Raw genomic sequence first — 20,603 nt, forward strand, 5'->3', positions numbered from 1 at the left:
TTTTCAGTCGACCTTGGCGCCGCCCTTGAACAGGCCCAGCACGCGACCCTGCACGGGCTGGCGGTCGAAGGGCGTGTTGCCCGCAGCGGCGGCCATCTTGTTCGAATCGACGATCCAGGGCCGGTCGGCATCGATCAGCGCGATATCGGCCTGAGCGCCCACCGTCAGCATGCCCGCATCCACGCCCAGCAGACGCGCGGGGTTGGTGGCGAGCAGTTCGAAAGCCCGGCCCATATCGATCACGCCATCGCGCACCAGAGTCATGGTGAGCGGCAGCAGCGTTTCGGCGCCCGCCATGCCGGGCTCGGCATCGGCGAAGGGCAGGCGCTTGTCCTCGGGGCCGCGCGGATCGTGGCCGCTGGCGATGACGTCGATCGTGCCGTCGCCGATGGCGGCGATCACGGCCTTGCGGTCATCCTCCTGACGCAGCGGCGGCGAGAGGCGGCAGAAGGTGCGGAAATCAGCCAGCGCCGTGTCGGACAGCATGAAATGCGCCGGGGTAACGCCCGCCGTGATGCGCAGACCCTTCGCCTTGGCCACGCGCACCAGATCGAGCGCCGCCTTGGTGGTGATCTGGCGGAAATGCAGCGCGGCACCCGCCATCTCGGCCAGAGCGATATCGCGGGCGACGGCGACGGCCTCGGCCTCACGCGGGGCGCTGGGCAGGCCCAGGCGGGTGGCCATCTCGCCCGCGGTGGCGACCGCGCCGCCGGTGATCCCGGCATCCTCGGCATGGGTGATGACGGTCATGCCCAGCATCGCGGCATAGCGCAGCAGGCGCAGCATCACGCCCGAGTCGCCGATCCATGCCCGGCCCGTGGCGACGGCCTTGGCGCCCGCATCGCGCATCATGGCGATCTCGGCCAGTTCCTTGCCCTCAAGCCCGCGCGTGGCGGCGGCGAGGGGATGGACCCACAGGTCAGGCTTGCCGCTCTGCGCGGCGTAGCGGGTGTTGCTGGGGCGGTCGATCACCGGGCTCTGGTCGGGCATCAGCGCGGCGCGGGTGATGCCGCCGAAATGGAAGGCGGGCTTGTCGATGGCGAAGACGCCAAGGTCCACCAGACCGGGCGTGACCAGCGCGCCCTTGGCGTCGACCACGGTGTCGCCGGGTTCAGCAGTCACATCGCCCAAGGCCACGATGCGATCATCCACGGCGCGCAATGTGCCCTTGAACGGCACCTTGCCCGGCGTGACCAGCAGGCCGTTCACGATGGTGAGGGGAGCGTGCTTCATGCCCAGCCCTCCATGCCGCGCGCGCGTCTGGTGAGGATTTCCAGCGCGGCCATGCGGACGGCGACGCCCATTTCGACCTGACGGGTGATGAGGCTGCGCTCGGGCAGATCGGCCACGGTCGAGTCGATCTCGATGCCGCGATTCATCGGACCCGGATGCATCACCACCGCATCGGGATGGGCCTTGGCGAGCCGGGCGGGGCTCAAACCGTAAAGGTGGCGGTATTCGCGGGGCGAGGGGATGAACTGGCCGGTCATGCGTTCGTTCTGCAGGCGCAGCATCATCACCACTTCCGCGCCCTCAAGCGCCTTGTCGAAATCATGGTAGGGGGTGACGCGCATCTGCTCGATCCCCTCGGGCATCAGGGCGGGCGGCGCGCAGACGCGCACATCGGCACCCAGCGCCGTCAGTGACAGAATGTTCGAGCGCGCCACGCGGCTGTGCAGAATATCGCCGCAGATCACCACCTTCAGGCCCACGAAACCCTCGCCGCCGGTGAAGTTCAGCGACTGGCGGATGGTCAGCGCATCGAGCAGCGCCTGCGTGGGGTGCTCATGCTGGCCATCGCCCGCGTTCAGCACCGGGCAGTCCACCTTGTCGGCGATCAGCCGCACCGCGCCGGACGAGGCATGGCGGATCACGATGGCGTCCGCCCGCATGGCGTTGAGCGTCATCGCCGTATCGATCAGCGTCTCGCCCTTTTTCACGCTGCTGGTGGCGGCATGCATGTTCACCACATCGGCGCCCAGGCGCTTGCCCGCGATCTCGAAGCTGAGCAGCGTGCGGGTGGAGTTCTCGAAAAAGGCGTTGATGATGGTGAGGCCCCGCAGCGCTTCGACGCGCTTGTTGGGCTGGCGGTTCAGCTCGACCCAGCGTTCCGCCTCATCGAGCAGGAACAGGATCTCATGCGGGGCAAGGCCGGCGATGCCGAGCAATCCGCGATGGGGGAAAGCGAGCGAACCCGCAGGGAAGCGCGACGCCTGCCCGGCACTGGAGGCCGGCAGGGGGGGGAGTTCGAAGGATGTCATCGAAGACGATGCCCTAGAGCGCGCGGGGCCTTTCCTCAAGCCCGTTTGCCCCTTTCTCCACTTGTGTTTAAGGGGAGGGGCTCTTGCAGGACGGAACAAGCGGCTCCACCTTGGGTTTTCGCCCTGCGGCATCATCATGGAATAAGGACGGAAAACGGCATGATCTTCGCGCGCAAGGTTTGGAACCTGCTGGTCGCGATCAAGGACGCGCTGGTGCTGGTGATGGCGCTGCTGTTCTTTTTCCTGCTGTTTGCCGCGCTGACCGCGCGCGGTCCTTCGCCTGAGGTGCGTAAAGGCGCCCTGCTGATCCGCCTGAAGGGCCAGGTGGTGGAAGAACTGCCCCGGCTCGACCCCGCAACACTGCTGACCGGTGGCGGTTCGCCCTCCAATGTGGTGCGCGAACGCGATGTGGTGCGGGCGCTGCGCGGCGCTGTCGGCGATGACAAGATCCGCGCCGTGGCGATCGATATGGCCGATTTCAGCGGCGGCGGTCTGGTCCATCTGGAAGAGATCGGCGCGGCGATGGATGCGGTGCGCGCGGCGAAAAAGCCGGTGCTGGTCTATGGCATGATGCTCGATGATGCGGGCATGCTGCTGGCCGCCCATGGCAGCGAGGTGTGGCTCGACCCGCTGGGCGGTGCCTTTGTGCCGGGGCCGGGGGGCTATCGTCCCTATTACGGCCAGTTGCTGGAAAAGCTGAAGATCAACGTCCATGTCTTCCGCGTCGGCACCTACAAGGATTTCGTCGAGCCCTATATCCGCAACGACCAGTCGCAGCCTTCCAAGGAGGCCAGCCAGGCGCTGATCGGCACGATCTGGAGCGAATGGCAGGCCAATGTCGCCAAGGCGCGCCCGCAGGCCGATATCGCCGCCGTGGTGAAAGATCCGCTGGCGCTGCTGAAGGCCGCGGGCAACGATCCGGCGCAGGCCGCGTTGCGCGCAAAACTGGTCGACCGCATCGGCAACCGCACCGATTTCGGCCAGCGCGTCGCCGATGTCGCGGGCGAGGACCGCAAGGACAAGCGCCCCGGCGCCTTTGCCCATACCACGCTCGACACATGGATCGCGGCCAATCCGGAAAGCACCACGGGCAAGGCCATTGGCGTCATCACCATTGCCGGTGACATCACCGACGGCAAGGAAGGACCCGGCACGGCTGGCGGCGAGCGCATCGCGCGGCTGATCGATTCGGCGCAGCAGCGCAAGCTTTCGGCGCTGGTGGTGCGGGTCGATTCCCCCGGCGGTTCGGTGGTGGGCGCCGAGGCGATCCGCGCGGCCATCGAGCGGCAGAAGAAGCTGGGCCTGCCCGTGGTGGTTTCCATGGCCAATTACGCCGCGAGCGGGGGCTATTGGGTGTCCACGCCCGCCACGCGCATCTTTGCGCAGCCCGGCACGATCACCGGGTCCATCGGCATTTTCGCCGTGGTGCCCAGCTTCGAGAAGGCCCTGGCCGCCTGGGGCGTGAGCGGCGATGGCGTGCGCACCACGCCGCTCTCGGGTCAGCCCGACATCATCACCGGCCTGACGCCGGAGGTCGAAGCGCTGCTTCAGGCCGATATCGAGGGCGGTTATGGCCGCTTTATCAAGCTGGTGGCGACGTCTCGTCACAAGACGCCTGAGGAGGTCGATGCCATGGCGCAGGGCCGCGTCTGGGATGGCGGCACGGCGCGGCAGAAGGGGCTGGTCGATGCTTTCGGCGGGCTGGACGATGCGCTGGCCTATGCCGCCGATCAGGCCAAGCTGAAGACCGGCGAGTGGCATCCCGAATTTCTCGCCAACCGGCCTTCGGCGCTGGCGCAACTGGCGCAGAGCCTGCGCGGCAGCGGTGACGATGACAGCAGCGGCAACCAGACCAGCGACGATGACGATGCCCGCGCTCTGCCCGGCGATCTGAGCGGTCTGATCGCGGCGCGTCAGCAGACGGGGCTTGCCCGCATGGTGGCTCAGGCGCGGATGATGATGGGGGCACAGGGCGCTCAGGCGCGGTGTCTGGAATGTTCGGTGTCGCTTGGCGCCGGTGCGGCCCCTGCGGGCGGCGTGCTTGGGCAGGGCGGCTGGAGCAGCCTGACGCTGATGCGGCTGGCGCAATGGGTGGGGATTGCGCCTCACCCTTGAGGGGGCGTTAACGCCGCCAGCGACAGGCCGTTACGGCGATCATCCCCCGGCTGAAGGCGCGGCATTCATAGCGAGGGTCAAGGGTTTCGATCCGTGGGGTGCGGCCGGGCGGGAGATCGTCGTTGGAGAACCACAGGATCGCGCTTTTGCGTCGCGGGTCGGTCAGGGCCAGCACGGCGCGGTTGGGATCGGTGCCCGCCGGCGCGCGGGCCACGCTGACATCCACCCGATGTCCCGCACGGCGCAGGAAGAAGCCGCCGACCTCGGCCAGCCTGAGGGCATCGCTGCTCTCACCCACCGGATTGTCCCAGAACATCACCAGATGCTCGACCGGCCTTTCGCCGATCCAGGCGGAGGGGCGTTCGAGTTCGAAACTGTGGCGCGCATCGCTTTCGGGGTGGCGTAAAATCGAGCCCATCACCCCCACCTCGCTGGCGAGCAGGATCGCTGCGGCCAAGAAGGGCAATTTCGCGTCGCGCGGCGCGCTATGGCGGGCCCACAGCGCCAGTCCGAACAGGAAGGAGGGCATCGACCCCATCATGTAGCGCGGGGAAAAGCCGGGGCGCAGACAGGCGATCACCAGAATCATCGCGATGCTGCCGATCCCGCACAGGCCCAATGCGGTTTCGGGCGAGGGGCGGCGCAGGCGGGGCCAGCCATCGCGCCTGATCGCCATGGCCATCGATGCCGCCACGATGGCGAAGACCAGCACGCCATTGGCCGTGGTGCCCAGCACATACATCGGCATGTCGCGCAGCAAGGCCGCGAGCGGCAGGCCGCTGATGCCGCTGCTGCCACCGATGGTCAGCCCCAGCACGAAGGGCAGATGCAGCCGGGCCCAGACCGGCAGGGGCAGCAGAAAGATCAGCGCGGGCCATGTCTTGAGCGCGCGCATCCGGTGCAGCGCAAGGAAGCTCAGCCCCTGCACCAGCGTGGGCATGGCGTTCCAATAGTGGCACAGGATGGCCAGCACGGAGACGATAACCCATGCGCTGGCGCGCCCGGTCGTGGGGCGTTCGAGCAGCCGCAGGAACAGCGCCGCCTGAGCCACGCCCAGCGCGAAGATTTCCGGATAGGAGCGAGCCTCTCCGGCAAAGGGCAGGATCGGCGGCCAGAGCAGCAGGAACACCGCCCACCACCGGCGCAGCCGCGCATCGCGATGCCCCCAGCGCAGCACCGCCAGCGGCGTGGCGAGCGAGAGCAGCAGATTGGGCAGGCGCAGCGCCAGATCGCTGTTGCCCGCCAGCTTTTCCCACAGCCACATCGGCATGTAGAAGGCCGGGCCGGTCAGCTCATGCAGGCACCAGTCGATCAGCGCGGGCAGGCTGCGCTGGCTGGCGATGACACCGGTGAAGGTCTCGTCGAACCACAGTGTCGTGTTCAGGCTGTAGAGCAGCCGTCCGCCCAGTCCGACAATCAGCGCGGCGGCCAGCAGCGCCAGATGCCAGCCATCCTGCCGTCCCCCTTGTTCGGACTCCGGGCAGGGGGTTGTTTCACGTCTCACCTTTGGTCCCGCTTTCCCGCATCACGAACAAGGGTTGTAAATCCCACAGGATGGTTAACATCGCTTTGACGGGTGCGTTGGAGCGGGAAAGCGGCGGATATCGGGCGCTCCATTCGCGGCGGCCCGGGCCGCGCTTGGGGAAAACCGCCAAATCTCCGCCCTTGCCCTTTGCGACTCCGCGCTTTATGGGGCCTCCCTTGAATTTTCGCGGCTTCGTGTGTCAAGCGGGCGTGGCGGAATTGGTAGACGCGCTGGTTTTAGGTACCAGTATCGAAAGATGTGGGGGTTCGAGTCCCTTCGCCCGCACCAATTTTCGCCCCGGCCCAAGGCGGACACATGGGGCCATCTCGCTTTGGGAAGGCTTTCAAATCATGCAGATCGTCGAAACCACGAACGAAGGCCTCAAGCGCGGCTTTACGGTCACCATCCCCGCCGCGCTGATCGCCGAGAAGGTCGATGGCGAGATCGCTCGCGTCGCCCCGCAGGTCCAGCTCCCCGGCTTCCGCCCCGGCAAGGTGCCCGCGAATCTGGTGCGCAAGCGCTTTGGCGACCAGATCCATCAGGACGCCCTGCAGGGCTCCATCCGTGAGGCGCTCGACAAGGTCATCATCGACCAGCAGCTGCGCCCCGCCACCCAGCCCGACGTGGCGCTGACCGAAGGCTATGAGCTGGGCAAGGATGCCGAGCTGACTGTCGCCCTCGAAGTGCTGCCCACCATTTCGGCTCCCGAGCTGACCGGCCTGAAGCTGGAAAAGCTGGTCGTGCCCGTCAAGGACGAGGCCGTGGACGAGGCCGTTCTGCGCGTCGCCAGCAGCGCCAAGCGCTTCGCCGACGCCGAAGAGGGCAAGGCTGCCGAGACCGGCGACCAGCTCACCATCGACTTCCTGGGCAAGCTGGACGGCGTGCCCTTCGACGGCGGTCAGGCTGAAGACGCCGCTCTGGAAATCGGTTCGGGCCGCTTCATCCCCGGTTTCGAGGAACAGCTCGTCGGCGCCAAGGTCGGTGACGAGAAGGTCATCACCGTGACCTTCCCCGAGGACTACCCCGCCGAGAACCTGAAGGGCAAGGAAACCACCTTCGACATCAAGGTCAAGGGCATCAAGGTTGCCGCCGAAACCGTCATCGACGACGAGTTCGCCAAGAGCCTGGGCCTGACCGATCTGGAGCAGCTCAAGGGCCTGCTCAAGGGCCAGCTCGAGGGCGAGACCGCCCAGCTGACCCGCACCCAGATGAAGCGCCAGCTGCTCGACATCCTGGCCGAGGGCCATGACTTCGACGTTCCCCCCAGCATGGTGGAAGCCGAATTCAACCAGATCTGGCAGCAGCTGACCCAGGAAGCGTCGAACGAAGCCGACCCCGAGGCCGCTCTGGCCGAGATCGAGGCCGAGAAGGACGACTACCGCAACATCGCCGTGCGCCGCGTGCGCCTGGGCCTGCTGCTGAGCGAGATCGGCCAGAAGAACGGCGTCGAGGTGTCGCAGCAGGAAATGCAGATGCTGGTGCAGCAGGCTGCCCAGCAGTACCGCCCCGAGGACCGTCAGCGCTTCGCCGAATACATCCAGAGCGAGCCGCTGGCTGCCGCTCAGCTGCGCGCCCCGCTGTACGAAGAGAAGGTCGTCGACTTCCTCTTCGAGCAGGCCGAAGTGACCGAGCGCGAAGTGACCAAGGAAGAGCTGGAAGCGGCCATCGAGGCTGACGAAGGCGAGGCCGGTCACGTTCACGGTCCCGACTGTGGCCACGATCACGCTGAAGCCAAGCCCGCCAAGAAGACGGCGAAGAAGGCTGCCGCTGCTGACGCCGACGCGGAAGTGACCGAGGAAGCGCCGAAGAAGAAGGCTGCTCCCAAGAAGAAGGCCCCTGCCGAGGTTGAAGCTGCCGCCGAGGCCCCTGCCGAGGGTGAAGCTGCTGCGGAGGCCGCTCCCAAGAAGAAGGCTGCCCCCAAGAAGAAGGCCGCCGAGGAGAACTGAGTTCCCTCCATGGTGGCCCGAAAGGGCACATGTGATTGGCCCGGCGCGAGGAGATTCCTTGTGCCGGGCTTTTCCGTTCCGGGCGAACCGCCGGGGATAGCCATGCAGCATCAGCGATTTGGCGCGAGCCAGCCCCGATGCGTCGCATGGTTCCTTCCGGCGTTCTGCCTTGGGGATATCGGGGCACTCTGGGCTGTGTGGGCAGATTTCTTGGGTTAATCCCCTTGAACATCGCGGGAAGTCACGCGACATAGGTCAGCCAAGGCAAGAGGAATTTTTGATGATCGACCTGTTCGGACATGGCAGCCACAGCACCCAGGGTCAGTTCACGCGCGACCCGGTCACCGGCAGCCTGATCCCCGTCGTGGTGGAACAGTCGAGCCGCGGTGAGCGCAGCTTCGACATCTATTCGCGCCTGCTGCGCGAGCGAATCATCTTCGTGACCGGCCAGATCGAAGATCACATGGCCAGCGTCATCGTCGCCCAGCTGCTGTTCCTCGAGTCGGAGAACCCGACCAAGGACATCAGCATGTACATCAACTCGCCCGGCGGCGTGGTGACGGCTGGCCTGTCGATCTACGACACGATGCAGTACATCAAGCCCAAGGTCTCGACCGTGTGCATCGGCCAGGCCTGCTCGATGGGCAGCTTCCTGCTGGCCGCTGGTGAGCCCGGCATGCGCGTGGCTCTGCCCAATGCGCGCATCATGATCCACCAGCCCAGCGGCGGCGCCCAGGGCATGGCTTCGGACATCGAGATTCAGGCGCGTGAGATCCTGCGCATTCGCAAGCGCATGAATGATCTTTACGTGAAGTTTACCGGTAAGAGCCTTGAAGAGATCGAGGCCGCCATGGACCGTGACACCTTCCTTGAAGCCGATGAGGCGCTCAAGTTCGGTCTGATCGACAAGGTCTTCGAAACCCGCCCGGATGGCGATACCCCCGCGGCCGGTTAAGGAATGATCGGGGCCGGTGCTTCATGCACCGGCAAGGCCCGCCCTGATAGACAGCGGCGGGGATGATAAGAAAGTCCGGGCCGGGGAAACCTTCCCCACCCGGATGAAGCAGGAAAGCCTATGACGAAACTGAGCGGATCCGATGCCAAGAGCACCCTCTACTGCAGCTTCTGCGGGAAGAGCCAGCATGAGGTGAGGAAGCTGATCGCTGGCCCCACCGTGTTCATCTGCGATGAATGCGTTGAACTGTGCAACGACATCATCCGCGAGGAAACCAAGGCTGGCATCGCAGGCAAGAAGGACGGCGGCGTTCCCAGCCCGAAGGACATCTTCGAGACGCTGAACGACTATGTCATCGGCCAGGACCGCGCCAAGCGCGTGCTCTCGGTCGCGGTGCACAACCACTACAAGCGGTTGAAGCACAGCGGCAAGGGCGGCGATGTCGAGCTGTCGAAGTCGAACATCCTGCTCGTGGGCCCCACCGGCTCGGGCAAGACGCTGCTGGCCCAGACGCTGGCCAAGACCTTCGACGTGCCCTTCACCATGGCCGATGCCACCACGCTGACCGAAGCCGGTTACGTGGGTGAGGATGTGGAAAACATCATCCTCAAGCTGCTTCAGGCCAGCGACTACAATGTCGAGAAGGCCCAGCACGGCATCGTCTACATCGACGAGATCGACAAGATCAGCCGCAAGGCCGAGAACCCCTCGATCACGCGCGACGTCTCGGGCGAGGGCGTGCAGCAGGCGCTTCTGAAGCTGATGGAAGGCACCACTGCCTCCGTTCCGCCGCAGGGTGGCCGCAAGCATCCGCAGCAGGAATTCCTGCAGGTGGACACGACCAATATCCTGTTCATCTGCGGCGGCGCCTTCGCGGGCCTGGAAAAGATCATCGCGGATCGTCTGCAGAAGCGCTCGATCGGTTTCGGTGCGCATGTGGCCGATCCCGACAAGCGCAAGGTCGGCGAACTGCTGCAGAAGGCCGAGCCGGAAGATCTGCTGAAGTTCGGCTTGATTCCCGAATTTGTCGGTCGTCTGCCGGTGATCGCCACGCTGGAAGATCTCGACATCCCCGCGCTGGTGCGCATCCTGAAGGAGCCCAAGAACGCCCTCATCAAGCAGTATGCCAAGCTGTTCGACCTTGAGGACGTGGCGCTGACCTTCACCGACGATGCTCTGGAAGCCATCGCCAAGCGCGCCATCGAGCGCAAGACCGGCGCGCGCGGCCTGCGCTCGATCGTGGAAGGCATGCTGCTCGACACCATGTTCGACCTGCCGACCGAGAACGACATCGCCGAAGTCGTGGTCGACAAGGACGTGGTCGAGGGCCGCAAGGAACCCGTCCGCGTGCTGAAGGGCAAGGAAGAAGAAGCCGCCTGATCGGGCGCTTTCTTTCGGGAATTTGAAAGGGCGGCGGGGCTTCGGCTTCGCTGCCTTTTTCTTTTCAAGGGTTTGAAGAAGGGAAAATGCGAGGGGGTTACCCCCTCGCGCTCCCATGAATGTCTACGTTGCGCATCGGGTTCGGCCGTAGAGCAACGTCGTCGCGCCGCAGGCATGAATATGCCAGCGCAGCCTATCGGATGAAAATCTGACTGCCTGCGGCGCCTTTTCGCGCGCTGGTCGATAAAGCGCTGTCGCTTCGTCGGGAGACGTAACGGGGGTGCAGGGGGCGATGGCCCCCTGCTTTAAATCCCTTCCACTTCTTCCATCATAAACCCGGCGCCCAGCACAGCCCGAGGCTGCTCGACCTCCGCCGAGGTCACCGGGAAGGCGCAGCTATCCGAAGCATAGGCTCCACCGGGCCGCAGATTGCCTGACAACCCCACGCCTCCCATCGGCGCGGCTGGCAGATCGACCGTGGTGGGCCGGTTCCAGTGCACCATCCCGGCGCGGCTATGCGCCCAGAACTGGCTGTAGTGATCGGGCGTGCCGCCCACCAGCGCCGCGCAGAGGCCGTATTGCGTCTCATTGGCCACCGCGATGGCCTCATCGAACTCGCTGACACGCACCACCTGCAGCAGCGGGCCGAACAGCTCGACATCCGGGCGCTGGGCCAGCGTGGTCACATCGATGATGCCGGGGGTGAGGAAGGGCAGGTCGGTGAAGGGGCGGGTGGGGTGGCGGATAGGGCGCCCGCCGTGCGACATCAGCCAGATGAAGCTCTGGGTCAGCCCATCGGCGGCGGCGATGTCGCTCAGCGGGCCCATATAGGGCACGGGATCGTCGAAAGGCGCGCCGCAGATGGCCCGGTCGGCCAGTTGCTTGACGGCGGCGAGCAGGGGCTCGGCCATCGAGTCCCTGACGATCAGGCGGCGCGCGCTGGTGCAGCGCTGCCCGCTGCTCTGGAACGCGGACTGCACCACCAGAGCGGCAGCGTCGCCGATCAGCGGCGTGTCCCAGACCACCAGCGGGTTGTTGCCGCCCATTTCCAGCCGCAGCATGCGGTCGGGCCGGGCGGCATATTTGCGGGCCAGCGCCATCCCCACGGGGGCGGAGCCGGCGAAGATCAAACCGTCGATGCCTTCGTGCAGCGCCAGAGCCTGCCCCTGCTCGGCGCCACCGACGACGAGTTGCAGCACGCCATCGGGCAGCCCCATGCGCGCGGCGGCCTGCACGATGGCCTCGCCCACGGCGACGGCCTTGTCGGAGGGCTTGAACAGCACGGTGTTGCCCGCGATCAGAGCGGGGAAAATCTGGGTCAGAGGCGTCAGCAAGGGCTGGCTGAACGGGCTGATCACCCCCAACACGCCATGCGGCTTGTGGCGCGTGGCGACCATGCCGTTGCGCCCGGCATCCAGCTTGCGCTGAGCACAGCGCTCGGCATGATTGCGCACCACGATTTCGATGCGGGCGATGGCGGCGTCGGTTTCGGCATGGGCCTCCCACAGGGGCAGGCCGGTTTCACGCGCCAGCAGATGGACCAGTTCCTCGCCCATGCGGCGCAGGTCGCGCGTCAGGCGGCGGCAGAATTCCACACGGTCGGACTGCGGCAGCATCGCCCAGCGCGGCCAGGCGATGCGGGACTGCTCCACGGCGCTGTCGATGTCGCTGACCGCCCCCTGCCACAGAACCTCACCCGTCGCGGGTTCCAGCGAGGTGATCTGAGCGGGCGAGACAGATGCGTGTATCAAGAGGCGGCCTTCGTTGAGGTACAGTTCGTGCGATTGTCCCTTTATTGCACGATGCATGGTTATCAGGAGGTTTCCATAAGGCTGGGGGAAAGAGGAAAAGCAGGGGACGCCCGCGCCCCCTGCACCCCCGGATACGTCTCCTGACGAAGCGGCAGCGCTTCATCAACCGGCGCGCGAAAAGGCGCCGCAGGCAGTGGGATCATGATCTGATAGGGTGCGCTGGCGTTGTCATGCCTGCGGCGCGGCGACGTTGCTCCATGGCCGAACCCGAAGCGCAACGCAGACATTCATGGGAGCGTGAGGGGGTAACCCCCTCGCACCTTCCCTTTTACCCTTCTTCATGCCCCACAGGCTTCAAAACCTCTCCCAAAGCCTCCCCCAGCCTGCCGATGGCGGCGGTGTGGTCGTGCAGGGGCTGCCAGTCATCCCCGGCATCGATGGCGGCCCAGATCCGCTCGACCTCGTCGATGTGATTCGTGGGCGCGGCATCCTCATGCCACAGCGCATGATCCAGAGCGCCGGGCACTGCGGCAGGCAGGCCCTCCAGCCCGCGCCCGCCGCGATGCTGGTGGAAGAAGGCATCGGGGCTCACCCCGCTGGCGGCCAGGGCCCTGCCGATGACGTTGAGCGCGGCGGCATCTTCCTCCGGCGCAACCTCCTGCACGCCAAGGCGCCACAGCACGCGCTGGGCGAGGCGGCGCTGGAAGATCGGCTCGAACCTTTCCAAAGCCGCCACCAGGGGCGCGGTTTCCGCCAGAGGACGCAGCGCCACCGCCAATTGACCGCAGTTCCAGCGAATCGCCTCGCTCTGGCGGCCGAAGGCATAGAGTCCGCTATGGTCGAAATAGGCGGCGGTGAAGCTGGCGTCCCATGCGGGCAGCCAGCGCCATGGTCCGTAATCGAAGCTCTCGCCGGTGATGTTCATATTGTCGGTGTTGAGCACGCCATGGACGAAGCCGCTCGCCACATAGCTGGCGGCCATATCGGCCAGTCGCTCGACCGCCTGATGCAGCAGGATGACGGCGGGATTACCCGCGTCGGGGGCGCCATCGGGCGCCCTGGGGCCGGGATATTGCGCCAAGGCATAATCGACCAGCGCGGCAAGATGCGCATCCTCTTCCAGCGCCATCAAGCGCTGGAAGCTGCCGATGCGGATATGCCCATGCGACAGCCGCACCAGCACGGCGGAGCGAGTCGGGCTGGGCTCGTCGCCGCGATGGAGATGCTCGCCGGTTTCGATCACGGAGAAGGTTTTCGAGGTGTTGGCGCCCAGCGCTTCCAGCATGGTGGTGGCCAGAATCTCGCGCATCGCGCCTTTGAGCGTGAGTCGCCCGTCGCCCTGTCGGCTCCATGGCGTGACGCCCGATCCCTTGGTGCCAAGGTCCATCAGCCGCCCGGCGCCGTCGCGCATCTGGGCGAAGAGGAAGCCGCGCCCATCACCCAGATCGGGGTTGTAGTGGCGGAACTGGTGGCCGTGATAGCGCAGTGCCAAAGGCTGCGGCAGGTTGCCCTCAAGGGCCTCGAACCGCCCGAAATGGGCGATCCAGTCCTCGTCACTCAGCCCCGAGAGGCCAATGGTGGCGGCATGGGCGTTATCGCGCCAGCGCAGGATATGTTGGGGGAAGCTGGCGGGGGGCACCTTGTCCCCCAGCCAGTCGGCGATGGTGTTGATCTGTGGATCAGGCCTGTAGGGCGATGCTTGCGGTTCTTGGCGCATGGCCGCATAAGTGGGGCCGTGTCCGGTCCGGCGCAAGCGGGAAAGGGCGAGAGGGTGCCGCACCGTCATGCGGCTTCGTGAAGCACAGGACTGATGACCTCTTTCACCGACCGGCCCAGCGCCGAACACAGCTATACCGATCGCCACTGGCAAAGCGGCGACGGACTCACCCTGCATTTCCGCGATTATGCTGGGCCAGAGGGCGGGTTGCCCATCCTCTGCCTGCCGGGACTGACCCGCAACGCCCGCGATTTCGAGGGGCTGGCCGAAAGGCTGATGGGCCGTTGGCGCGTGATCTGCCCCGATATGCGCGGGCGGGGCGACAGCGCCTATGCCAAGAATTCCTCCACCTACAATCCGCTGCAATATGTAGCCGACATCAACGCCTTGCTGGAGCAGGAGGGAATCACCCGCTTTATCGCGGTGGGCACCTCGCTGGGCGGGTTGATGACCATGCTGCTGGCGATGGTGGAGCCGGCGCGAATCGCCGGCGCCGTGCTCAATGACATCGGCCCGGTGATCGAGCCTGAAGGTCTGGCCCGTATCCGCGACTATGTGGGGCAGGGCGGCACCTTCCCGACATGGATGCATGCGGCCCGCGCGCTGGAGGAAGACCAGAGCGGCGCTTTCCCCGATTATCAGGCCGCGGACTGGCTGGCGATGGCCAAGCGGGTGATGGTGCTCAACGCCAATGGCCGCATCGTCTACGACTATGACATGAAGATCGCCGAGCCCTTCGAAAAGCCGGGTGGCGAGGCGGGCGTCGATCTGTGGCCGGGGCTGGAAGGGCTCGCCCAGGTGCCGGTGCTGCTGATCCGTGGCGCCCTGTCGGACATTCTCTCGCCCGAAACGCTGGGGCAGATGACGCGCCGTCTGCCCAGGGCCGAGGCCGTCACCGTGCCGCATATCGGCCATGCCCCCACGCTGGACGAGCCCGAGGCCGCCGAGGCGATCGAGCGCCTGCTGGCCAGAGTAGCAACGTCGGTAGCCTGAAAGCATGAGTGGTTTGAAAGTTCTGCATCTCCATTCCAGCTTCGATCCGGGCGGGAAGGAGCTGCGCTGCGTCCAGTTGATGAATGCCTTCGGGCCCGATCTGCATCACAGCGTGGTGTCCGCCGTGGCCGGGGCGATGGGCGCGGCCCAGCGGCTGCAGCCGGGGCTTCATGTCGATCTGGCGGTGGATTATCCCTCGCTGCAGGGCAAGCCGACGCCGGGCAGGCTGATGGCGCTGGCCAAGGCGATGGCGCCCTACGATCTGGTGTTGACCTATAATTTCGGCGCGATGGATGCGGTGATGGCGCATACGCTGTTCGGCGATGTGCTGCGCCTGCCGCCGCTGGTCCATCATGAGGATGGCTTCAACCAGGATGAGGTCGAGAAGCGCAAGCCGGGCCGCAACTGGTATCGCCGCATCGCGCTGGGCCGGGCCAAGGCGCTGGTGGTGCCCTCGCAGCGGCTGGAGGCGATTGCCGTCACCGAATGGCACCAGCCGCATGGCAAATTGCGGCGTATCGTCAATGGCATCGACACCGGCGCCTATGGTCGCAAGCCGAAAGCCGACGCTCTGCCGCGCCTGATCAAGCGCCCCGGCGAGAAGTGGCTGGGCACGCTGGCCGGTCTGCGCGCGGTGAAGAATCTGCCGCGTCTGGTGCGTGCTTTCGCTGCTCTGCCCGACAATTGGCATCTGGTGATTCTGGGCGAGGGGCCCGAGCGCGACGCGATCCGCGCCGAAGCCATGGCGGCCAAGGTGGGGCACCGCTTCCATCTGCCCGGCCATGCCGCCGATCCGGCCAGGGTGGTGGGGCTGTTCGATCTGTTCGCGCTCTCCTCCGACAGCGAGCAGTTTCCGATCAGCGTGGTGGAGGCCATGGCGGCGGGGCTGGCGGTGGCGGCCACCGATGTTGGTGACGTGCGGGCGATGGTTTCTCTGGAAAACCAGCCCTTTATCGTTCCGGCCAGCGATGAGGCTCTTGGCGACGCTCTTGTCAGGCTGGCGCAGGATGAGGCGCTGCGCAATCGCATCGGCGCGGCCAATCGCGCGCGGGCACGGGCCGAGTACGATCAGGCGACCATGGTGGAGGCCTATCGCGCCACCTATGGTTCGGCGCTGGGGGGCATGGCTTTCCCTTAAATGTGCCCCTCAAGTGTTCAGGCGCTCTTCAGGCGCGATGAGCTTGAAGGGGGCATAAGCCGCAAAGGGTTCGGGGGAATCCAAGCATAGACATTGAAAAGCGCGGCTCATCCGCTAAACACCCCCGCTGATGTCCGGCATGCGAGACTGGCCGGCCCTGCGTTACACTCGTCAACTGCGTATCAATCGTAAAGAAAGCGAATTGCCTTGGCCCTGCGTCCCACCACTCCCCAGTCGAGAGCCGATCAGTTGGCCGCGCGCGACGCGGCCCAGACCGATGCCTTCATGCGTGAGGTGGATGAGGCGCTGCGCGAGGACCAGATGAAGTCCGCGCTCAAGCGCTGGGGCCTGCCGGCCGGGATCGCCGTGGTGGTCGCGCTGGGCGGGCTGGGCGGTGGCCTGTGGTATCGCCATCACCAGCAGACGCTGGCCGAGGATCGCGGCATCGCCATCACCCGCGCCATCGACCAGATCGAGGGCGGACGCATCGATCTGGCCACCGCCAGCCTCGATGCCGTCGCCAAGGGCGATGCGGCGGGCAGCGCCGCGCTGGCCAAGCTGATTCAGGCGGGCATCGCCATGCAGCAGAGCAAGACCGGCGATGCGGTGAAGCTTTATGACGCGGTTGCCGCCGATGCCGCCGCGCCTCAGCCCTTGCGCGATCTGGCGACGGTGCGCGGCGTGGCCGCCGCTTTCGACACGCTGGGGCCGGACAAGGCGCTTGAGCGCCTCAAGCCGCTGGCCGTTCCGGGCAACCCGTGGTTCGGCCCGGCGGGCGAGCTGGCGGCGCTGGCCTATCTCAAGCAGGGCAAGAGCGACCAGGCAGGCACGCTGCTGCGCGAGATCGCCAAGGACAAGGATACGCCCGACACGCTGAAGGCGCGCGCGCGTCAGCTGGCGGGCCTGCTGGGCTTCGACTCCATCGATGACATCGCCCGCGCGCCCGAGGAAAGCGCACCGGCTCCCGCCGGGCCTGCCGCTGCCGAGGCTGCCCCTGCTGGCGCCGCGCCTGCCGGGGCGGTGGTCACTCAGGCGCCCGCGCCGGGCGCCGAAGCGCCTGCCGCGCGTGTGCCTGCGGCCAAGGTTCCTGCGCCCAAGGTTCCTGTGGCCCATGTGCCGGCGGCGCCGCTTCCGGCGGCCAAGCCTGCCCCCGTCAAGGCGACGCTGGCGCCTGGTCTTGCGGCGCCCATCACTGCGGCGCCTGCTGCGCTCGCGCCTGCCGCACCTGCTCCGGCTCAGCCGTGATATCGGATTTGAAAGAGGATTTCCCGCGCATGACGCCTTCCGTTTCCCGTCGTAATCCGGTTTCATTGTTGCGCGGTGCCCTGGGTCTGACGCTGGCCGTGGCGCTTGCCGCATGCGGCCATGCGGGCAAGCATGATGTGAACTCGGTCTCCAACACCGATGCCGCCAAGCCTGCCAAGAAGAAGCGCGGCAAGCGTGCCACGCCGACCAACGGCAACCGTATCCCGATCCTCAGCCGTATCGAATCGGCCAATCGCGTCGATTCCGACATCGCCAATATGGCGGTCGTCGTGCCCACGGCCGAGGAAAATGCCGATTGGGCCCAGCCGGGCGGCTCGGCCAACAAGGCCTCGGGCAATCTGGCGCTGGCCAAGGCGCCCCAGCGCGTCTGGACCGCCGAAGTGGCGGGCAGCAACCCGCGCCAGCGTCTGGCCGCCGCGCCGGTCGTCTCGGGCGGCATGCTGTTCATGCTCGACACCAATGGCGTGCTGCATGCCTTCGACGCCAAGAGCGGCGAGCACAAATGGACCGCCAGCTTCGAGGTTGCCGGCATGCTGGGCCAGGCCGTGTTCGGCGGCGGCGCCAGCGTTGACGGCGGGCGCGTCTATGTGACCACCGGCCTTGGCGAGGTGGCGGCGCTCGAAGCGGCCACCGGCAAGCAGATCTGGAAGGTGAAGCCAGCGGGGCCCCTGCGCGGCAGCCCGACGGTGGCCTTCGGCACCGTCTTCGTGATGACCCAGAACAACGAGATTCACGCTCTGAACGCCGATGATGGCACCGAGCTGTGGCAGGAAGCCGCCTCGCTGGGCCAGACCGGCGTGTTCGGCGTGGGCGCTCCGGCGGCGGGTCAGGGCTCGGTGGTGGCGGGCTTCTCCACCGGCGAGCTGGTGGCCTATCGCTATGAGAACGGGCGCCAGCTGTGGTCCGACGCCCTGTCGCGCACCTCGCTCTCGACCAGCGTGGGCGTGCTGACCGACATCGACGCCGCGCCGATCATCGACCGTGGCCGCGTCTTTGCGCTGGGTCAGGGCGGGCGCATGGCCTCCTACGACCTGCTCACCGGGCAGCGCGTGTGGGAGCTCAATGTCGCGGGCATTTCCACCCCGGCGATCTCGGGCGACTGGATCTTCACGCTGACCGACGACGACCGCCTGCTGTGCATCGCGCGCAGCAACGGCAAGGTGCGCTGGATTTCGCAGCTCAGCCGCTATCACAATGCCGCCAAGAAGCAGGGCGAGATCTTCTGGACCGGCCCGGTGCTGGCCGGCGACCAGCTTTGGGTCGCCAATTCGGAGGGCGCGCTCTTCACCGTTTCGGTGATGGACGGCATGGCCAAGCGCTATATGGGCTTCAAGACGCCGATCTCGCTGGCGCCGGTGGTGGCTGGCTCGACGCTCTATGTGATCGAGGACAGCGGCAAGATCACGGCGCTGAAGTAAGCTTATCTCGCTTTTAACCGTGGTGCCCCTAGGACGGCGGGATGAGCGAGACAGCACAGCATGAAACAACCGGGCGCCCGACCAGCGATGTGTCGGGCGCTGTCGGTTGGGTGGGGCTGGCGGGGCTGGCCTGCTGGGTGCTGATCTGCCGCCATTGGGCGCAGGTGGCCGATGCGTTCAACATTCCGGGGCCGCGCCTGCCCTTGGCGGGGCCCTATGCCGCGCTGGTGGGCGTGCTGGCCTGCGGTCTGCCTATGGTCTTGTGGTCGCTGCTGGTGGACAAGGTGCATCGCCGGGCTTCGACGGGCCTCGACTGGTCTGCGCCGCGTGCATGGCGCGATGGGCTGTCGACGGCGGCGGTCAAGCTGTTGGGCCTGTGGGCGACCTGGGCGATGATCGGGGCGTTCTACGTGCTGGAACGCTATTACTGGCAGGGCAGCTATCTCTTCGCGATCCGGTTGATGGGCGTGGCGGTGGTGCCGCTGGTGCTGCTCTCCATCCCCTATGTGCTGTGGCTGGAGCGCGTGCTGGTCCAGCGCCATGACGGCGCCTGGCATTTCGGTGCCATGCTGCTGGGGCGGGATGGCTGGGATGGCCCGCATGTCCTGCGCTATCTGCGAAGCTGGGCGGTGAAGGGCTTTTTCACGGCCTTCATGTTTTCCATCCTACCGGGCGGCTTTTCCGATCTGGTCAACTGGCAGGCGTGGAGCGGGCCCGTGGCGCTGACCAATGGGCTGACCGTGGGGCTGTTCGTGATCGATGCGCAGATTGGCACGGTGGGCTATCTGCTCACGATGCGGCCTCTCGATGCGCAGATCCGCAGTGCCAATCCTTTCCTCGAGGGCTGGTTGGCGGCGTTGATCTGCTATCCGCCCTTTACGCTGATGGGCGATGGCGGCGTGCTCGACTATCACCCCGCCACCGCAGACTGGAGCCACTGGCTGGCCGATTACCCGGTGCTGCTGTGGGTGTGGGGCGCCTGGCTGGTGCTGCTGGTGGCGATCTATGCCTGGGCGACGATGGCCTTCGGGCTGCGCTTTTCCAACCTGACCTATCGCGGCGTGCTGACCCATGGCCCCTACCGGCTGACGCGCCATCCGGCCTATGTCTCGAAGAACCTGTTCTGGTGGTCGGCCACGCTGCCCTTTTTTGCCACCAGCCATCAGTGGTCCGATGCCATCCGCAACACCGTCATTCTGGCGGGGGTGAGCGGTGTCTATTGGTGGCGCGGCGTGACCGAGGCGCGGCATCTGGCGCAGGAGGACCCGAAATATCGCGCCTATGCGCAATGGGCGCTGCAGCACGCGCCGATCACGCGCGCGCTGCGCTGGTTCCAGCGTTGGCTCTTCGACTGACTATTCGGCGGAGGACGCCGCAGCCGGCCCTGTTGAGCTTTGGGGCAGCAGCGGCGCATCGGGCCCCGGCGTACCATCGGGGTTGCGGCAGACCAGCGGCTTGGCGTCATAGAGGCTCAGCAGCTTCTCCACCGCCACCTTCAGCCCCTCGGCGCGGGTGCGGGTGGACAGCAGCCAGTCGTTGGAATTGACGCTCTGCGACATCGTGCCGGACTTGCTGGAGGTGCCGCTGAAGGGCGCGGTGCTGGAATTGTCCTGCTTGGTCGCGCCCACCAGATGCACGCAGCCGCTCGTCTTGCAATAGAAGCGCAGCGCCGCCGTGCCATCGTCATGCGGCACGATGGTCAGCGTGGGTTGCAGGTCGGCGGGCGCCACGCTGTAAGTCAGCGTGCTGCCACTCTGATGCGTGTCGGTGCCCAGGAAAGCGGGCTGCTGGCTGGTGATGCTGGTGGTTTCGGTCCAGCGCCAGCCGGTGGCGTCCAGCGCGGCGATCTCGATGCTCCAGTCCAGCGCGCGCGGGTTCTGGGGATCGTTGTTGCCTTCCGTCACCTTGTCCAGCGTGGTCTTGATGATGGTCTGCTGCTGGGTGATCTGATCGGCATTGCCCTGCGTGGCCTGCGTGCTGCGTGTTTCGCAGGAGCGGATCGCATCCTTGTCGGCCTGCGCGCGCGCGGCGGCCTTCTGCTTGGCGATATCCTCGGGGGAGGGGCCGAACAGGTGGCATGAGGACGGCCCGCAAGCCACCAGCATGAAGGATGCGAGGATGATGCCTTTACGCATGGG

15 protein-coding genes and 1 tRNA gene are annotated in these 20,603 nt (G+C 66.3%); 10 read left to right on the forward strand and 6 right to left on the reverse strand.

The window, feature by feature from the left end; translation table 11 throughout:
* Positions 1-3: 3 nt before the first annotated feature.
* Together ABDW49_RS06315 and ABDW49_RS06320 are read right to left on the reverse strand one after the other, a co-directional pair.
* Positions 4-1,233, reverse strand: a complete 1,230-nt coding sequence (locus ABDW49_RS06315) for an amidohydrolase family protein (RefSeq protein WP_343610527.1) — start codon at positions 1,231-1,233, stop codon at positions 4-6.
* Positions 1,230-2,261: an aspartate carbamoyltransferase catalytic subunit gene (locus ABDW49_RS06320; protein WP_343610529.1), complete on the reverse strand. Its 1,032-nt coding sequence runs from the start codon at positions 2,259-2,261 to the stop codon at positions 1,230-1,232. Before ABDW49_RS06320 ends, ABDW49_RS06315 begins: the two co-directional genes overlap by 4 nt.
* Positions 2,262-2,420: 159 nt before the next feature.
* On the opposite strand from ABDW49_RS06320, the gene sppA reads away from it, so the two are divergent.
* On the forward strand, positions 2,421-4,376 hold the full coding sequence (gene sppA / locus ABDW49_RS06325; protein WP_343610531.1) for a signal peptide peptidase SppA: 1,956 nt from the start codon (positions 2,421-2,423) through the stop codon (positions 4,374-4,376).
* Between the two features lie 7 nt (positions 4,377-4,383).
* Here sppA and ABDW49_RS06330 read toward each other — a convergent pair whose 3' ends face one another.
* Positions 4,384-5,880, reverse strand: a complete 1,497-nt coding sequence (locus tag ABDW49_RS06330) for a hypothetical protein (protein WP_343610533.1) — start codon at positions 5,878-5,880, stop codon at positions 4,384-4,386.
* A 224-nt stretch (positions 5,881-6,104) separates the two neighbouring features.
* On the opposite strand from ABDW49_RS06330, the gene ABDW49_RS06335 reads away from it, so the two are divergent.
* The 4 genes from ABDW49_RS06335 (at position 6,105) to clpX (ending at position 10,182) form a co-directional block, all read left to right on the forward strand.
* Positions 6,105-6,189, forward strand: a tRNA-Leu gene (locus ABDW49_RS06335).
* A gap of 62 nt (positions 6,190-6,251) precedes the next feature.
* Positions 6,252-7,847, forward strand: a complete 1,596-nt coding sequence (tig, locus tag ABDW49_RS06340; RefSeq protein WP_343610535.1) for a trigger factor — start codon at positions 6,252-6,254, stop codon at positions 7,845-7,847.
* Positions 7,848-8,127: 280 nt separating this feature from the next.
* Positions 8,128-8,802 (forward strand): ATP-dependent Clp endopeptidase proteolytic subunit ClpP, encoded by a 675-nt coding sequence (gene clpP, locus ABDW49_RS06345; RefSeq protein ID WP_068080532.1) that lies wholly within the window; start codon positions 8,128-8,130, stop codon positions 8,800-8,802.
* 120 nt (positions 8,803-8,922) lie between these two features.
* Positions 8,923-10,182: an ATP-dependent Clp protease ATP-binding subunit ClpX gene (gene clpX / locus ABDW49_RS06350; protein ID WP_343610540.1), complete on the forward strand. Its 1,260-nt coding sequence runs from the start codon at positions 8,923-8,925 to the stop codon at positions 10,180-10,182.
* Between the two features lie 305 nt (positions 10,183-10,487).
* Here clpX and ABDW49_RS06355 read toward each other — a convergent pair whose 3' ends face one another.
* Positions 10,488-11,930 (reverse strand): succinylglutamate-semialdehyde dehydrogenase, encoded by a 1,443-nt coding sequence (locus ABDW49_RS06355; protein WP_343614178.1) that lies wholly within the window; start codon positions 11,928-11,930, stop codon positions 10,488-10,490.
* 331 nt (positions 11,931-12,261) lie between these two features.
* Entirely contained in the window at positions 12,262-13,650 is a 1,389-nt protein-coding gene (locus tag ABDW49_RS06360) for a YdiU family protein (RefSeq protein WP_343610542.1), read from the reverse strand.
* 93 nt (positions 13,651-13,743) lie between these two features.
* On the opposite strand from ABDW49_RS06360, the gene ABDW49_RS06365 reads away from it, so the two are divergent.
* The 5 genes from ABDW49_RS06365 (at position 13,744) to ABDW49_RS06385 (ending at position 19,820) form a co-directional block, all read left to right on the forward strand.
* Positions 13,744-14,643: an alpha/beta hydrolase gene (locus ABDW49_RS06365; RefSeq protein WP_343610543.1), complete on the forward strand. Its 900-nt coding sequence runs from the start codon at positions 13,744-13,746 to the stop codon at positions 14,641-14,643.
* A gap of 4 nt (positions 14,644-14,647) precedes the next feature.
* A complete protein-coding gene (locus ABDW49_RS06370) occupies positions 14,648-15,781 on the forward strand; it encodes a glycosyltransferase (protein ID WP_343610545.1) in 1,134 nt (377 codons plus the stop codon).
* A gap of 207 nt (positions 15,782-15,988) precedes the next feature.
* On the forward strand, positions 15,989-17,026 hold the full coding sequence (locus ABDW49_RS06375) for a tetratricopeptide repeat protein (protein WP_343610547.1): 1,038 nt from the start codon (positions 15,989-15,991) through the stop codon (positions 17,024-17,026).
* A gap of 29 nt (positions 17,027-17,055) precedes the next feature.
* A complete protein-coding gene (locus tag ABDW49_RS06380; protein WP_343610548.1) occupies positions 17,056-18,465 on the forward strand; it encodes a PQQ-binding-like beta-propeller repeat protein in 1,410 nt (469 codons plus the stop codon).
* A gap of 41 nt (positions 18,466-18,506) precedes the next feature.
* On the forward strand, positions 18,507-19,820 hold the full coding sequence (locus ABDW49_RS06385; protein ID WP_343610550.1) for a DUF1295 domain-containing protein: 1,314 nt from the start codon (positions 18,507-18,509) through the stop codon (positions 19,818-19,820).
* On the opposite strand, the gene ABDW49_RS06390 is transcribed toward ABDW49_RS06385, so the two are convergent.
* On the reverse strand, positions 19,821-20,600 hold the full coding sequence (locus ABDW49_RS06390) for a hypothetical protein (RefSeq protein WP_343610552.1): 780 nt from the start codon (positions 20,598-20,600) through the stop codon (positions 19,821-19,823).
* Between the last annotated feature and the right edge of the window lie 3 nt (positions 20,601-20,603).

Origin of the sequence: Novosphingobium sp., assembly GCF_039595395.1 — a bacterium.
Lineage (GTDB): Bacteria > Pseudomonadota > Alphaproteobacteria > Sphingomonadales > Sphingomonadaceae > Novosphingobium.

Coding starts and splice junctions, on each gene's coding strand:
- ABDW49_RS06370 (WP_343610545.1), top strand. CDS start 14,648: ATGAGTGGTTTGAAAGTTCTGCATCTCCATTCCAGCTTCGATCCGGGC.
- ABDW49_RS06380 (WP_343610548.1), top strand. CDS start 17,056: ATGACGCCTTCCGTTTCCCGTCGTAATCCGGTTTCATTGTTGCGCGGT.
- ABDW49_RS06365 (WP_343610543.1), top strand. CDS start 13,744: ATGACCTCTTTCACCGACCGGCCCAGCGCCGAACACAGCTATACCGAT.
- ABDW49_RS06320 (WP_343610529.1), bottom strand. CDS start 2,261: ATGACATCCTTCGAACTCCCCCCCCTGCCGGCCTCCAGTGCCGGGCAG.
- ABDW49_RS06390 (WP_343610552.1), bottom strand. CDS start 20,600: ATGCGTAAAGGCATCATCCTCGCATCCTTCATGCTGGTGGCTTGCGGG.
- sppA (WP_343610531.1), top strand. CDS start 2,421: ATGATCTTCGCGCGCAAGGTTTGGAACCTGCTGGTCGCGATCAAGGAC.
- ABDW49_RS06360 (WP_343610542.1), bottom strand. CDS start 13,650: ATGCGCCAAGAACCGCAAGCATCGCCCTACAGGCCTGATCCACAGATC.
- clpP (WP_068080532.1), top strand. CDS start 8,128: ATGATCGACCTGTTCGGACATGGCAGCCACAGCACCCAGGGTCAGTTC.
- ABDW49_RS06385 (WP_343610550.1), top strand. CDS start 18,507: ATGAGCGAGACAGCACAGCATGAAACAACCGGGCGCCCGACCAGCGAT.
- ABDW49_RS06315 (WP_343610527.1), bottom strand. CDS start 1,233: ATGAAGCACGCTCCCCTCACCATCGTGAACGGCCTGCTGGTCACGCCG.
- tig (WP_343610535.1), top strand. CDS start 6,252: ATGCAGATCGTCGAAACCACGAACGAAGGCCTCAAGCGCGGCTTTACG.
- clpX (WP_343610540.1), top strand. CDS start 8,923: ATGACGAAACTGAGCGGATCCGATGCCAAGAGCACCCTCTACTGCAGC.